Below are 13,467 nucleotides of genomic sequence, written 5' to 3' on the forward strand. Positions count from 1 at the left end.
CGGTCAAGGCCGCGAGCGAGCGAACCGGTGTCGACGTCGAACTCCCCTGAGGGATGGAGAGTCTCAGTGTCACTCCCGAGGAACTCGTCGCCCGCTACGGCGGGAACGTCCACCGGCTGTCGAAGCGACAGGAACTGCCCCCGGAGCGGTGGGAACGCGCGAACGACCGCGACGAAGGCGGCAACTGGGGCGTGGGCGCGTACGTCGAGCGCGACGGACAGCTCCTCCTCGTTCGACAGGACGGTCAGTGGTTCCTCCCCGGTGGGATGTTGGAGCCGGGCGAAACGCACGCGGCCGGCGCCGCGCGCGAAGTCCGCGAGGAGACAGGTGTCGATATCGAAGTCACGGAGCTGCTCGCGCTCTCCGAACAGACGTTCGTCAACGCCGCCGACGGCCGGACGTTCGAGTTCACCTTCGCAACGTTCCACGGCGCTCCGCAGGGGGCCGGGCTGAGTGACGACCCCGGTCTCGACGACGAGGAGNCGCCATGGAAATCGGAATGCTGTCGAACGTGTCTTTAGAGAAATAAAACGTCGAACGTCTTCGTTTAGCAATAGTTTCAGCCATGTCGATCCAGCAACCGCAGAAACGTGGCTGCAATCGTTCGCCGTCTGGTGGAATTCGCTTAACTAAACACGATGGGCCTCAGCCGACCAACAGAATCGCCACGGCGAGACTCACCAAGGCGAGCAACACGAAAACGCTCCGACCGATTCCCGATCGGAGCACCGGCGGGTGGTCGTCGCTGCCGAAGCCGAGCCGCCGGGCAGTCGCCTTTGGGTTGGTGCCGACGGCTTTGGTGCGGGCGATAGTGCCCATCACGGCGCGGTCGACGGCGGCGTAGAATTCCGTGACGCCGACGATGACGGCGCGGCCGCCGTAGAAGACGGCCGGGTTGTAGATGGAGTCGATATCGGGAACGCGGCCGAGTTTCGAGAGCGGTTTCTTCGTGATGGCGAAACCGATCAACCCGGCGACGGCCAGCGCAAGCCCTTCGACGAGGTGGTCGACCGTGTAGGTCACGTAGACTTTCGAGACCACGGCCTTGCTGGTCACGTCGAACGGGAGGATGGCGAACAGCGCGCCATCAACGATGCCGTAGAAGACACAGAGCGCGGCGACAGCGAGCATGGCGACGCTCTGGCCGCGGTTGGCGTCGGCGACGCTGCCGTCGTAGTCGCCGTGGAAGAAGGCGTAGTAGCCGAACTTGATGAACGACATGAACGTGCCGACGCCACCGATCATGAGCAGCCATTCCAGCGTCGTCCGGCCGCCAACGCCCAGCGGTCCCTTAGCGAAGTCGTAGTGGCTGCCGGCGATGACGATGCCCTTGCTGACGAAGCCGTTGAAGCCGGGGAAGCCAGCGATCGAGAGGGCGGCGATTGTGAACGCGGTCGCCGTGATCGGCATCTGGCGGGCCAGCCCGCCGAGTTTCTTCAGGTTCTCCTCGCCCGTCCGGTAGATGACGACGCCGGCAGTCATGAACAGCAGGCCCTTGTAGAGGATGTGGTTGAAGACGTGGGCGAACGCGCCGGCCTGGGCGAGTGCCGAGCCGATGCCGACGCCGGCGATCATGTAGCCGACCTGCGACTGAATATGGTAGGACAGCAGCCGGCGCATATCGTTTTGGAACAGCGCGAACGTCGCCCCGAAGACGGCCATCCCGCCGCCCATATAGGCGATAGCGAGGTGGCCCTCGGGGAACGCCCGATACATCCCGTAAACGCCGGTCTTGGTCGTAAACACACAGAGGAAGACGCTGGCGGCGATGTGTGGCCGCGGGTAGGTATCCGGCAGCCACGTGTGCAGTCCGATGAAGCCGACGTTGACGCCGATACCGATTGCCGCGAGCGCGGCCGGCAGGCCGGCAGCGATGCCCGCCACCTCGGGGCCGCCAGGCACCGATGCGAAGAGGAAGGTGCCCTTGGCGACGTAGGTCTGGAGAATCGCGGCCATCAGTAGCGTCCCGCCGATCCCGTGGAAAATGGCGTAGCGGTAGCCCGCCCGCACCGCCTTCCCGCGATAGTGCCAGACGAGCAGCGTGCTGGTGACGGCCATCAGCTCCCAGAAGAAAATGAGCGTCAGCCAGTCGCCGGCGAACACCGCACCAAAGCTGGTGGCGACATACGAGAGCGCGAAGGCAGTTTGCAAGCTCTTGGCCTCGCTAGCGTAGGAGTACAGCACGGCGACGACGCCGATAAGCGCGAAGATCAGTCCCATCAGTCGGGAGAACTGATCGACGTTGAACAGGACGGCCTCGAACCCGAGGAACGCGGTCTGGAGGTACGCGCCGGCCGGAACCGTCCACACCCACGCCAGCGTCGCCGCCGAGGCAGCGATGCCGAGCGCGTGGCCGGCGCGCCGCGGGAGCAGCGCGACGAGAACGGCGACCGCCAGCAGGACGACACCCGGCGGCACCGCAGTCAGCGCGGTCGTCATCAGCCCATCACCCCCGGCAGATTACCGACAATGGTCTCGACGATCCGCAGGAAGACGGCGGTATGAGGCACGATCCCCAAGATCAGCGACAGCGTGGCCGCGGTCAGAATCGGCCCAAGCATGAACCACGTACTCTCACCGCCGCGCCAGTTGCTGGCCGTCCAGCCGCCAGCCGGCGGACCGCCGTGATGGTGGTCGCCGTGGTCAGAATCGTGATCGTCGCTGTGGTGATCGTCGACAGCGTGATCGCCGGCGTCGCCGCCGTCAGCAACTACGCGATCACGACCACCGTAGGGCCCTTCGGCGAGGGGTTTCTCATCGTGGTCCTCAGGCGTCTCGAAGAACGCCTGGTAGACGATAGGCCAGAAGTACGCGATATTGAGAATCCCCGAGAGTAACAGCACGCCAGCGAAGATTCCATTGCCGCCTTCGAACGCGCCGATCACGATGTACCACTTGCTGACGAAGCCGGCGACCAGCGGAATCCCGGCCATCCCCGCAGCGGCGACACCGAAGGCGACCATGGTGAGCGGCATCCGCTTGCCGATGCCGGCCATCTCGCTGATGTAGTCGGTGTGGGTTTCGACGTGGATGATCCCCGCACAGAAGAACAGGGTGAGCTTCATGAAGGCGTGAGCGGGGATATGCAGCAGCCCGCCGATCAGCGCGTCGCCTTCCAGCAGCGCGAGGCCGAGCACGATGTAGGAGAGCTGGCTGATCGTCGAATAGGCCAGCCGGCGTTTGAGGTGATCCTTCCGGAGGGCGATGATGCTGGCGACGGTGAGCGTGATCGCCGCCAGCGCGGCCAGCGGCAGCGCGATCCCGAGGTCGCCGAAGCGGTCGGGGCCGAGGGCGGCCAGCGTTTCGGGACCGAACACGTCGAGGACGACGCGGGCGATCCCGAAGACGCCGCTTTTGACGACCGCGACCGCATGGAGAAGGCCCGAAACGGGCGTCGGTGCAACCATCGCCTCCGGCAGCCACTGGTGGAGCGGCATCAACCCGGCTTTGACGCCGAAGCCGACCGCGAGGACCATGAACGCCAGCGTCGCGGCCGTCGGGTCGGCGTTGGCGAGGGCGGCAATCCCGCCAGGCGTGAAGTCAACCGTGCCTGTGAGCCAGTAGACAAGCGTCGTACCGGCCAACACCAACACCCCGCCGCCGAAGAAGGTGTAGGCGAGATATTTGCGACCGGCCGCCCGCGCTTCCGGCGTCTCGTCGTGGGCGACGAGCGGGTACGTCGCCACCGACAGCACCTCGTAGAAGACGAAAATCGTCAGGAGATTGCCCGAGAAGGCGATGCCGACGGCGGCGGCGACCGAGACGGCGAAGGAGGCGAAGTAGCGAGTCTGGTTGTCCTCGTCGAGACCGCGCATGTAGCCGATGCTGTAGAAACTGGTGACGATCCACAACAGGCTCGCCAGTGAGGCGAACAGCACGCCGAGCGGGTCGGCCCGGAGGGCGAAGTCGATGCCGGGGACGATGGTACCGAGGTTGGTAACGAGGATGTCGCCGTCGAGGGCGGCCGGCACCATGCTGGCGACGAGGCCGAACATCGACACCGATGCAAGGATCGTCCACGCCTCTCTGAGGTTCGGCCGGCGGCCGGAGACGAGGATCAGCCCGGCAGCGATGAACGATACAAGGACGGCAGCCAGTGGTCGAACGGCGGCGATTTCAGTCATTGGAAGAACCTCCCGAAGACAGGGTCAAGGAACTCTGCAAACAGGCCGGCCGCACCGAACAGCGCGACCGTCGACAGCGCGAGGACGACGACGACCACGATCCGTTCGGTGGCGACGGGGGCAACGTCGTCGATGCCAGCGGTCGCTCGTTCTGTGTCGCCGCCGTCGGCGACAATCGAACCGTCGTCCGTCGCGTCGCCAGCGTCGCCAACGACACCGGTCTCGTCGTCAGTCGTCGCGGGCTGATTGAAGTACAGCGTTTCGAGCAGCCGGCCGATGTACGTCAGCGTCAACAGCGTGCTGATGAAAATCACGGCAGCGACGCCCCATGAGCCCTCTTCGACCGCACCGAGGGCGATGAACCACTTGCCGAGGGTGCCGATCGAGGGTGGAATCCCGACGAGGGCGAGGCCAGCGACCGCCATCATCCCCGACGTGATCGGGGCGCGCTTGGCGAGGCCGGCGTAGTCGGCGACGGTCTGGGCTCCGTAGGCTGACGCGAGCACACCCGCGCCCATGAACAGCGTGGCCTTCATCAGCCCGTGGCCGACGAGGTGGATGACCGCGCCGAACAGCGCAGTCTCGCTCTGGAGGCCGATCGCCGCGAGAATCATCCCGAACTGGGCGACCGACGAATACGCGAAGACGCGTTTGAGTTCAGTTTGCAGCAAGGCCAGCAGGCTGCCGACGACGATGCTGACCGAGGCGACCAACAGGACGGCGTCGGTGATCAGCGGGTTCGCCGCGAAGAAGTCCACGGTGAACACGTCGTAGGCGATTCGGATGAGCGCGTAGGCCGCCGTCGTCGAGACGAGCGCGGAGATGAACGCCGAGACGGTATCCGGCGCGTAGGTGTAGGCGTCGGGCTGCCACGTGTGCAGCGGGAAGATGGCGATCTTCAGCATGAAACCGATGAGGATGAAGCCGAAGGCTGCCTGCACGAGCGGATCGGTGTAGCCGACGGCGGCGAGTTCGGTTGCCATATCGCCCATGTTGAGCGTCCCCGTCGCCACGAGCGCGTAGCCGACGCCGATCAGGTACAGCGACGCGCCGGTCGTCCCGAGGAAGAGGTATTTGAGCGCGCCATAGGCTGCTCTACCATCGTCGCTGCTAGCGATCAGCGCGTAGCTCACCAGCCCGACGATTTCGAGGAAGACGAAGAGGTTGAACAGGTCGCCGGTGAGTGCCATCCCGAGCAGCCCGCCGGTCAACAGCAGGTAGCCGCTGTAGAAGGCATTGGTCTGCGGGCCGGTTGTCCGGCCGTAGATGAGAACCGCGACGGCGACAACGCTAATCAGCAGCGCGAGGATCGCTGACAGCCCGTCACCGACGAGTTCGATGCCGTACGGCGCGGGGTAGCCCGCGAGGTCGTGGACGAACCGCTGGGGGCCGCCGCTCCACGGCGAGACGGCCCACGCGAGCCATCCAGCGAGGACGGCGACCGTCAGCGACGCCGTCATCGCCACTGGCCAACCAGCACGCTCGAATCGAAGTCCCAACAGCAGCGGGAAGATCCCCGCCAACAGCGGCAGCGCGATCAGCAGCGGAAGGAGCGCGTCACTCATCGGCGATCACCTCCCGGAGCGCGCTGGCCCGAAGAGTGCCGTACTCGGCGTACAGCCGGAGCGTCAGCGCGAGGCCGACAGCCGTGAGGCTGATGCCGACGACAATCGCCGTCAGGACGATCACGTGCGGCAGCGGGCTGACGTATGGGCCGCCGCCGGATTTGACGATCGGCGTCGAGCCGCCGACCCGATAGGCCGAGGTGATGAAAAACAGGAAGATACCGGTCTGGAACATGTTCAGCCCGATAACCTTCTTGACGAGGTTCTCGTTTGCGATCATCATGTAGAGCCCGATGGCGGATAGCAGGACGAACAGCACGTAGGCGTGCCGGGTCGTCAGCACGTCGATGAACGTCACGTCAGTCATTCGGCATCGACCTCCCCAGTAGCGTCGGTCGCCGCATTGGATGCGTCGTCACCGACAGCCTCGTCCGTGGGCGCATCGCTAGCCGCACCGGTCACGTCGAGATCGGCCGGTGTGAAGCCCGCGGCGAGGGCGAAGAACAGCCCCATCAAGACACCGGAAACGATGAAGGCGATCCCGCCGATTTCGACGGCCTCCATCCCGTATTTGACGAACTCGTACTCCTTGAGGCCGAGCGTGTCGCCGAGGACAGGATAGTAAGCGGTGTATTCGAGGAAGTCGCCGCCGAGAGCCATCGGGATGAGGGCGATGGCAGCGAAGATCGCCACGCCGACGGTGCCGAGGCCGACGACGAGCGTATTCGAGAGCCACGCTCGCGTCGACTCGATCCCGAAGGCGAAGGCGATCATCAACACCACCGACGCGATGAGCGCGCCGCCCTGGAAACCGCCGCCGGGCGAGCTCGTCCCGTGGAACGTGATGAACAGCCCGTAGGTCAACACGAAGGGGATGACGACTTTGACCGTCGTCATGATGACCTGGCTCTCGGTGTAGATCGGCCGCTGGCGAGTAATGGTTCCCTCGGCGTCGCCGTCGGCGGATCGGTCACTGCTCATGCGGTGAACACCTCCCGACCGAGCACCAGCAGGCTGGCGATCCCGGCGGCGAAGACGACAATCGCTTCGCCGAAGGTATCGAAGCCACGGTAGGCCGCCAACACGGCGGTGACGGCGTTTTCCGCGCCGGTCTCGTCGTAGGCGGTGCTGAGATAGTAGCCCGTGACATCGGCGTTGGTGAGGATCGGCGAGGACGGATCGCCGACCGCGGGAAACGCCGGCAGCGTCACGGCGACGACGCCGACGAAGAGGCCACAGACGCCGACGGCGGGCCAGTTGATCGACTCGAAGCGCGCATCGCTGGCAGGCCGGGTCGTCTTGGCGATGGTCAACAGCAGGAAGACGGTGGTGACGCCGGCTCCGATCGCCGCCTCGGTCAGTCCCACGTCCGGTGCACGGTAGAAGGTGTAGATGATCGCCAGCCCGAGGCTGTAGGCCGCGAAGATGACGATCGAGGCGAGTACATCGCGGAACAGCGCGGTGAGGACGGCCGTAATAAGGACGAACGCGAACAGCGACGCCTCGACCGGCGTAATGCCGACGCTCTGAAGCGGGAGTGCGCCGGCGACAGCGGGCGTCGCTGTCGTCGTCGTGGCAGCGACACTCATCGGCGATCATCCCCCGTTGTCCACGGCTCGACACCCTCCTCGTAGGCCGCCCGGGCGATGGCGTGAGCGGCCGTCGGGTTCGTGATGAAAATGAACAACAGCAGCAGGACAGTCTTGACCGCCGCCGACTGCCAGCCGAGCGTGAGTGCGACGGCCGCGAGCGCGAAGCCCGCGCCCAGCGTGTCGGCTTGGGAGGCGGTGTGAGCCCGCGAGAACACGTCCGGCAATCGGATCACGCCGACCGCCGAGACGAGCGTGAAGAACAGCCCCAAAACGAGGAAAACCCCGATGAGGCCGATCCGGGCGGTCGCCATCATATGACACCACCCCGCTCGACGGTGAACTTCGAGATGGCGATCGACATCAGGAAGTTCAACAGCGCGTAGACGAGGGCGATATCGAGGAACCACGACTCGCCGAGAGCCGCGCCAAGGAGGGCAAGAATGACGACCGTGTTGGTGCCGAGGACGTTGACCGCGAGCACGCGGTCCTGATTCGTCGGCCCGAGAATCGCCCGGTAGAGCATCAACACGGCCAGCGTGACGAACAGCGCGGCCGCGAGCAACAGCCCGTCGCCGACGGTGTAGCCGGCGACGACGGCGGTGTCGGTGATGCTCATTGGTCAGCCTCCTGTGAGTCGGCAGGATTGGGATCGACACCACCGTCAGCGACGGTCTCGGGGCCGTTGGTCGTCGGCTCGTCTGCGTCGGGATCCTGCAGGATCTCGGTGTCACCGCGGTCGCGCGGCGACGGGAAGCGAGCGGCCTCCCGGCCGTAGAAGACGAACCGGACCCACCGTTCCAGCGCGCCATCGAAGAGCCCATCGCGTGCGAAGGGCACCAGCGAGTGGACGTACAACTGCTGATTGTCGGCTTTGACTGTCAGCGTCCCCGGCGTCAGCGTGATGCTGTTGGCCAGCGTCGTCAGCGGGAGCCCCGACCCGACGAAAAACCGGACTCTGGTGAGTCGCGGATCGATCTTGCTGCGCGGATCGAGGATCACGCGGGCGACGACGAGGTTCGAAACGAGGATCTCGTACAGCAGATACGGCGCGTAGATCAGGCCTCGCGCCAGCCGTTTCGGCGACTCGGTCAGCGTCGGATCGCGGTAGAAACTCACGTTGTCGAGGGCGACAGCGACAACGAGGGCGGTGGCGAGGCCGGTAACGATATCGAACAGTCCGCTGAAGCCGCCGAGTATCTGATAGAAGAGGAAGGAACCGCCGAACAGCGCGAGGAACCGTGCCGGGCTGTCTCGTCGGACCAGCTGTCCGCGGCGCGTTGGGCGATCGACGGGTGCCTCTTCGACCGCGAGGTCGCGCTGCTGGAGTTCGAATTCGAACGGTTGCAGCAGCGTTGTGTGGCCGACAAGCGAGTACTCGGGGTCGACAACGACGTTGGTGATGCCGTGGGATACAGCGTACTCGGCGAGGAGGTCGGCGTAATCGGTCGGGCTGAAATGGTAGTCGTCGTCGCCGATGACCGCGGTTTCGATCGTGATTGAGTCGGGATCGACGTCGGACTCGTCGAGATCGAACTGCGCCCACGTTTCGACCTGTTCGAGGAGGTCGTCGGCCTGTCGGCGGTCGGCCGTCGAGCCTGGGTCGTCGGCGCGCCACGAGGCGATGACGACGAAATGGACGACTGGCTCCTCGCCGTCGGCCAGCCGGTCGAGGGCGCGCTGGATGACGTAACCGACCGTCTGTCGGAGGGTCACCGAGCGTTTGACGGGGACGACCACGCCCGCCTCGGAGGCCGTCATTGGGGGCTCACTCCGTCCGGCGCGTGAGGGGATTGTCCGAACGTCATACTGTCTTGTCTCAAGGCAGTCGGGGACGCCTCAAAACTATTCTTATCTCAGCCGTCTGCGGGCGGTGTGTTTCAAAATCCTGACGCACGGTTCCGGTTTCGGACGGGCCGGGCGGCGTGGACACGCAGCCGTTCAGTTTGACGACGGCGACAGTAGAAGCGGAGGCAGCCAAACCGGCGTGATCACGAGTCGAGGACGGCAGCAAGCCGGAGCGCGATCCGCTCGCCGAGCAGGGATTTCGACCCCTCAACGATTTCGCAATCGGCAACCGATTCGGCCTCACGATCGACCAACAGCGCGCGGGTGTCGGCTTGACCCATCACGGTCGCGTCGTTGGCGACGACGAAGGCGAGATCGACGCGGTCACGCAGCGCGACTGCCTGTTCGAGCAGGGCCTCGTCGTCGCCCGTCGTTTCGGCTTTGAACCCGATCAGCGGGAGGTCGGGGTGACCCTGCCGAATCGAATCGAGGACCTTGGGCGTCGGTTCGAGTTCGAGCGTGCGGGCCTCGCCGGATCGCAGTTTCGCGGAAGCCTCCTGGACGGTGTAGTCGCCAATGGCGGCCGCCGAAACCATCGCGTCGGCGTCGCCGCAGGCGGCGTCAGCGGCCGCCAGCATCTCGGCCGCGCTCTCGATTTCGACGACATCGGCGTAGTGGACCTCGGGCCCGTCGTGGATCAGCGTCACCTCGGCACCTCGAATGTGACAGGCGCGGGCGACTTCGCGGCCGGTCCGCCCCGACGCGCGGTTCGTCAGCACGCGGATCGGGTCGATCGCCTCGCTGGTCGCGCCGCCGGTGACGACGACGTGGCGGCCGGCGAGGTCCTGCGGCGTCGTCGCCCGTGCGACCGCGGTGACGATGGCCTCCTCGGTTGCGATCTTCGCTTTCCCCTCTTCGATTCTGGGATCGACGAAGTCGACACCCCACGACTCGACCTGGTCGATGGCATCGAGAACACCCGGGTGGTCGTACATGGGTTCGTGCATCGCGGGCGCGATGACGACCGGGACATCCGCGCCGAGAGCGGTCGTCGCCGTCGTCGTGACGGGCGTGTCGTCGACCGCGCCGGCGATCTTCCCGACTGTGTTGGCGGTGGCTGGCGCGATCAAGAGCACGTCGGCCCAGCCGTCGCGGCCGCAGAGCTCGACGTGTTCGACGCGGCCGGTGATCTCGGTGACAACGTCGCGTTCGGTGGCGAATTCGAGGGCCCACGGATGGATGATCCCGCGCGCGCTGTCGCTCATCAGGGCGCGAACCTCGGCTCCCTGTCGCCGGAGTTCGTGGGCGAGTTCAACGGTTTTCACTGCGGCGATACTCCCCGTGACGCCCAGTGCGACGTTGACGCCGTCAAGCATTATCTCGATGTGAGGGGTGACGAACGGATAGGCGTTCGGGGTTCGGTCGCCCCCGCGGCAGCCCGCGCGTCGGATCACACCGACAGCGACGTGTCGTCGGCAACGAGGGTGTAGCCCTGTCCCGCGAACAGGTGGCTGCGATAGCGACGACCGAACACGAAATCCGGCAGTCGTCGCACGCCGAACCGTCGGTCCGGAACCATCCTGATCGTAACGGCCGTGTCGCCGTCGCGCTCGTTGGCCGTGACCTGATACTGACCCCACGGTTTGTCGCCGACGGTGACGACAACGTTGATCGCAACGTCGGTTTCGGGTTCACCGCGGTCAGCGACCCGCTCCGTTTCGACACGCATCGTCGTCGATCTGAGCCCCAACGCGGAGGATAACTCGTACTCGGTGCCCGCGTCCGTCAGTCGGATGTTGTCAGCCAGTGCTGCTTGGAATCCCAACACCGGCGGCACACGCGTGAAATCGTCGGCGACGACATCGGGTGAGCGGTGGGTCGTTAGCTCGATCGTACCACGGTTTTTGAACACCGGGACCGCGAACGTCCCAAGCAGGACGGCGATGACGGCGAGGGCCGGAACGTACGGGAGCGTGAGGAGGATGGCAACGCTGACACCGAAATAACCGACGCCCAGAAGGCCACGCAGCGCGAGGGTTCGTCGCCAGTAGCGGCGGGCCGCAGTCTGAACCGCCGACGGCACAGCTACCGTCTCGCTTTCGTTGGAGTTGGAGGGCATCGTGTCATCGGGTCGATGCGTCACGCAAGTATTCGTTTCGGTCCCCCCACAGCATCGGGACGGTCGGCGGCCCGCGCGAACCAACATTTCATAACCGATGCCGACCTACGCCTCTCTCAATGGCGCAGGCCTCCAATCAGGAACTGACCGACCGGTTCATCCAGTTCTACCGCAACTACTACCGGGATGAAATCGGTAAACTGGCCCAGAAGTATCCCAATGAAAAGCGATCGCTGTATATCGATTACGACGACCTCTATCAATTCGATGCGGATCTCGCCGAAGACTACCTCTCTCAGCCCGACCAGCTACGTGAGTACGCCGAGGAAGCCCTCCGCCTCTACGATCTCCCGGCAGATGTCAAACTCGGCAACGCCCACGTTCGCCTCCGGAACCTCCCGGAAGCCGTCGAAATCCGCGGCATTCGCGTCCACGACAACCACATCGGCAAACTCGTCTCCGTCAACGGGATTATCCGCAAGGCAACCGATGTGCGGCCGAAGATCACCGACTCCGCTTTCGAGTGCCAACGCTGCGGNACGATGANNNNCATCCCNCANNNGGACGGCGAGTTCCANGAGCCACACGAGTGTCAGGGCTGTGAGCGACAGGGACCGTTCCAGATCAACTTCGACCAGTCGGAGTTCNTCGACGCCCAGAANATNCGNNTNCANGAGNNNCCCGANGGNCTNCGCGGTGGTGAGACGCCCCAGAGCATCGACATGAACGTCGAAGACGATATTACGGGGAAGGTCACGCCCGGCGATCACGTCACCGCCGTCGGCGTCCTCCACATCGAACAGATGGGCGACGGCAACGAGAAGTCCTCGTTGTTCGACCTCTACATGGATGGCGTCTCGATTACCGTCGAAGACGAGGAGTTCGAGGATATGGACATCGAGGAGACCGACATCGAGCGGATCATCGAACTCTCCAACAACGAGGAGATCTACGACAAAATGGTCGGCTCGGTCGCCCCGGCGATCTACGGCTACGAGGAGGAGAAGTTGGCAATGATTCTCCAACTGTTCTCCGGTGTGACAAAAAATCTTCCCGACGGTTCTCGCATCCGAGGCGACCTCCATATGCTGCTTATCGGTGACCCTGGTACAGGGAAGTCCCAGATGTTATCATATATCAAAAACATCGCTCCGCGGTCAGTCTACACCTCCGGGAAGGGCAGCAGTTCGGCAGGACTCACTGCTGCGGCTGTTCAGGACGATTTCGGCGAGGGCCAGCAGTGGACGCTTGAGGCCGGCGCGCTCGTGTTGGCCGACATGGGGATCGCGGCGGTCGACGAACTCGATAAGATGGACAGCGGCGACCGATCGGCGATGCACGAAGCTCTCGAACAACAGCAGATCAGCATCTCCAAAGCCGGTATCAACGCCACCCTCAAGTCCCGCTGCTCCCTCTTGGGCGCGGCCAACCCGAAGTACGGCCGGTTCGACCAGTACGAACCGATCGGCGAGCAGATCGACCTCGAACCCGCACTCGTCTCGCGGTTCGACCTCATCTTCACCGTCACCGACAAACCCGATCCCGAACACGACGGCAAACTGGCCGACCACATCCTCAAAACCAACTACGCCGGCGAGCTGAACACCCAGCGGTCCCGGGTCGCCACCTCGGAGTTCACCCAACAGCAGGTCGACGACGTGACCGAAGAGGTCGCACCGGTGATCGACGCCGAGTTGCTGCGCAAATACATCGCCCACGCCAAGCGGAGTTGCTTCCCGACGATGACCGACGAGGCGAAGGCGACGATCCGGGAGTTCTACGTCGACCTCCGCTCGAAGGGAGCCGACGAGGACGCGCCGATTCCAGTGACGGCCCGCAAGCTCGAAGCACTCGTCCGGCTGGCAGAGGCGAGCGCGCGCGTGCGACTCTCGGATACCGTCGAGGCCGAAGACGCCGAGCGGTCGGTCGATATCGTCCGCTCCTGTCTGCAGGACATCGGCGTTGACCCCGAAACCGGCCAGTTCGACGCCGACGTGGTCGAAACGGGCACCTCGAAAACCCAGCGCGACCGGATCAAGAACATCAAGGGCCTCATCAGCGACATCGAAGAGGAGTTCGAGGAGGGCGCGCCGATCGAGGAAGTGCTCGACCGGGCCGACGAGATCGGGATGGATGCCTCCAAGGCCGAACAGGAGATCGAAAAGCTGCGGCGAAAAGGCGAGGTCTACGAACCGACGCAGGATCACCTCCGGACGACCTGAATAGCGATTTGAGAAACGGCCGACGGACGACTGAAGGACGACGGAAAACGGCTGAAGGAA

At 64.7% G+C, this 13,467-nt stretch carries 13 protein-coding genes and 1 pseudogene; 3 read left to right on the forward strand and 11 right to left on the reverse strand.

The features are described from left to right. Nucleotides 1-53: 53 nt before the first annotated feature. Nucleotides 54-521 (forward strand): NUDIX domain-containing protein, encoded by a 468-nt coding sequence (locus EGH24_RS06645; protein ID WP_142979395.1) that lies wholly within the window; start codon nt 54-56, stop codon nt 519-521. Beyond that, nucleotides 484-633 (forward strand): annotated as a pseudogene (locus EGH24_RS06650) (IS6 family transposase); the annotation flags it as partial. The gene EGH24_RS06645 and the pseudogene EGH24_RS06650, both read left to right, overlap by 38 nt. A 12-nt stretch (nt 634-645) precedes the next feature. Here the strand turns inward: EGH24_RS06650 and EGH24_RS06655 are convergent. From EGH24_RS06655 to EGH24_RS06705, 11 genes are all read right to left on the reverse strand, one after another. Next, the gene (locus EGH24_RS06655; RefSeq protein WP_142979396.1) at nt 646-2,439 is read right to left on the reverse strand and encodes a Na(+)/H(+) antiporter subunit D; all 1,794 of its coding nucleotides are present in this window, start codon (nt 2,437-2,439) and stop codon (nt 646-648) included. Then, on the reverse strand, nt 2,439-4,124 hold the full coding sequence (locus EGH24_RS06660; RefSeq protein WP_142979397.1) for a cation:proton antiporter: 1,686 nt from the start codon (nt 4,122-4,124) through the stop codon (nt 2,439-2,441). The genes EGH24_RS06655 and EGH24_RS06660 overlap by 1 nt, the downstream gene beginning before the upstream one ends. Then, a complete protein-coding gene (locus EGH24_RS06665) occupies nt 4,121-5,689 on the reverse strand; it encodes a monovalent cation/H+ antiporter subunit D family protein (RefSeq protein ID WP_142979398.1) in 1,569 nt (522 codons plus the stop codon). Before EGH24_RS06665 ends, EGH24_RS06660 begins: the two co-directional genes overlap by 4 nt. After that, nucleotides 5,682-6,056: a cation:proton antiporter subunit C gene (locus tag EGH24_RS06670; RefSeq protein WP_142979399.1), complete on the reverse strand. Its 375-nt coding sequence runs from the start codon at nt 6,054-6,056 to the stop codon at nt 5,682-5,684. Before EGH24_RS06670 ends, EGH24_RS06665 begins: the two co-directional genes overlap by 8 nt. Beyond that, entirely contained in the window at nt 6,053-6,670 is a 618-nt protein-coding gene (locus EGH24_RS06675) for an MnhB domain-containing protein (protein ID WP_142979400.1), read from the reverse strand. Before EGH24_RS06675 ends, EGH24_RS06670 begins: the two co-directional genes overlap by 4 nt. After that, nucleotides 6,667-7,278: a DUF4040 domain-containing protein gene (locus EGH24_RS06680; RefSeq protein WP_142979401.1), complete on the reverse strand. Its 612-nt coding sequence runs from the start codon at nt 7,276-7,278 to the stop codon at nt 6,667-6,669. Before EGH24_RS06680 ends, EGH24_RS06675 begins: the two co-directional genes overlap by 4 nt. Beyond that, the gene (mnhG, locus tag EGH24_RS06685; protein WP_142979402.1) at nt 7,275-7,595 is read right to left on the reverse strand and encodes a monovalent cation/H(+) antiporter subunit G; all 321 of its coding nucleotides are present in this window, start codon (nt 7,593-7,595) and stop codon (nt 7,275-7,277) included. Before mnhG ends, EGH24_RS06680 begins: the two co-directional genes overlap by 4 nt. Continuing rightward, on the reverse strand, nt 7,592-7,897 hold the full coding sequence (locus tag EGH24_RS06690) for a cation:proton antiporter (RefSeq protein ID WP_142979403.1): 306 nt from the start codon (nt 7,895-7,897) through the stop codon (nt 7,592-7,594). The genes mnhG and EGH24_RS06690 overlap by 4 nt, the downstream gene beginning before the upstream one ends. Beyond that, on the reverse strand, nt 7,894-9,039 hold the full coding sequence (locus EGH24_RS06695; RefSeq protein WP_142979404.1) for a monovalent cation/H+ antiporter subunit E: 1,146 nt from the start codon (nt 9,037-9,039) through the stop codon (nt 7,894-7,896). Before EGH24_RS06695 ends, EGH24_RS06690 begins: the two co-directional genes overlap by 4 nt. A gap of 230 nt (nt 9,040-9,269) precedes the next feature. After that, nucleotides 9,270-10,442 (reverse strand): bifunctional phosphopantothenoylcysteine decarboxylase/phosphopantothenate--cysteine ligase CoaBC, encoded by a 1,173-nt coding sequence (gene coaBC / locus EGH24_RS06700; RefSeq protein WP_142979405.1) that lies wholly within the window; start codon nt 10,440-10,442, stop codon nt 9,270-9,272. A gap of 74 nt (nt 10,443-10,516) precedes the next feature. Then, entirely contained in the window at nt 10,517-11,185 is a 669-nt protein-coding gene (locus EGH24_RS06705; RefSeq protein WP_142979406.1) for a hypothetical protein, read from the reverse strand. 119 nt (nt 11,186-11,304) lie between these two features. On the opposite strand from EGH24_RS06705, the gene EGH24_RS06710 reads away from it, so the two are divergent. Further along, nucleotides 11,305-13,407 carry a minichromosome maintenance protein MCM gene (locus tag EGH24_RS06710; RefSeq protein ID WP_142979407.1) on the forward strand — a complete coding sequence of 701 codons (2,103 nt, stop codon included), beginning with the start codon at nt 11,305-11,307 and terminating at the stop codon, nt 13,405-13,407. Nucleotides 13,408-13,467 lie beyond the last annotated feature (60 nt).

Origin of the sequence: Halonotius terrestris (genome assembly GCF_006861665.1) — an archaeon.
GTDB classification, from domain to species: Archaea; Halobacteriota; Halobacteria; order Halobacteriales; family Haloferacaceae; genus Halonotius; species Halonotius terrestris.

Excerpts from the sequence above, each read along its gene's own strand:
- EGH24_RS06655 (WP_142979396.1), bottom strand. The coding sequence starts at position 2,439 with ATGACGACCGCGCTGACTGCGGTGCCGCCGGGTGTCGTCCTGCTGGCG.
- EGH24_RS06660 (WP_142979397.1), bottom strand. The coding sequence starts at position 4,124 with ATGACTGAAATCGCCGCCGTTCGACCACTGGCTGCCGTCCTTGTATCG.
- EGH24_RS06665 (WP_142979398.1), bottom strand. The coding sequence starts at position 5,689 with ATGAGTGACGCGCTCCTTCCGCTGCTGATCGCGCTGCCGCTGTTGGCG.
- EGH24_RS06670 (WP_142979399.1), bottom strand. The coding sequence starts at position 6,056 with ATGACTGACGTGACGTTCATCGACGTGCTGACGACCCGGCACGCCTAC.
- EGH24_RS06675 (WP_142979400.1), bottom strand. The coding sequence starts at position 6,670 with ATGAGCAGTGACCGATCCGCCGACGGCGACGCCGAGGGAACCATTACT.
- EGH24_RS06680 (WP_142979401.1), bottom strand. The coding sequence starts at position 7,278 with ATGAGTGTCGCTGCCACGACGACGACAGCGACGCCCGCTGTCGCCGGC.
- mnhG (WP_142979402.1), bottom strand. The coding sequence starts at position 7,595 with ATGATGGCGACCGCCCGGATCGGCCTCATCGGGGTTTTCCTCGTTTTG.
- EGH24_RS06690 (WP_142979403.1), bottom strand. The coding sequence starts at position 7,897 with ATGAGCATCACCGACACCGCCGTCGTCGCCGGCTACACCGTCGGCGAC.
- EGH24_RS06695 (WP_142979404.1), bottom strand. The coding sequence starts at position 9,039 with ATGACGGCCTCCGAGGCGGGCGTGGTCGTCCCCGTCAAACGCTCGGTG.
- coaBC (WP_142979405.1), bottom strand. The coding sequence starts at position 10,442 with ATGCTTGACGGCGTCAACGTCGCACTGGGCGTCACGGGGAGTATCGCC.
- EGH24_RS06705 (WP_142979406.1), bottom strand. The coding sequence starts at position 11,185 with ATGCCCTCCAACTCCAACGAAAGCGAGACGGTAGCTGTGCCGTCGGCG.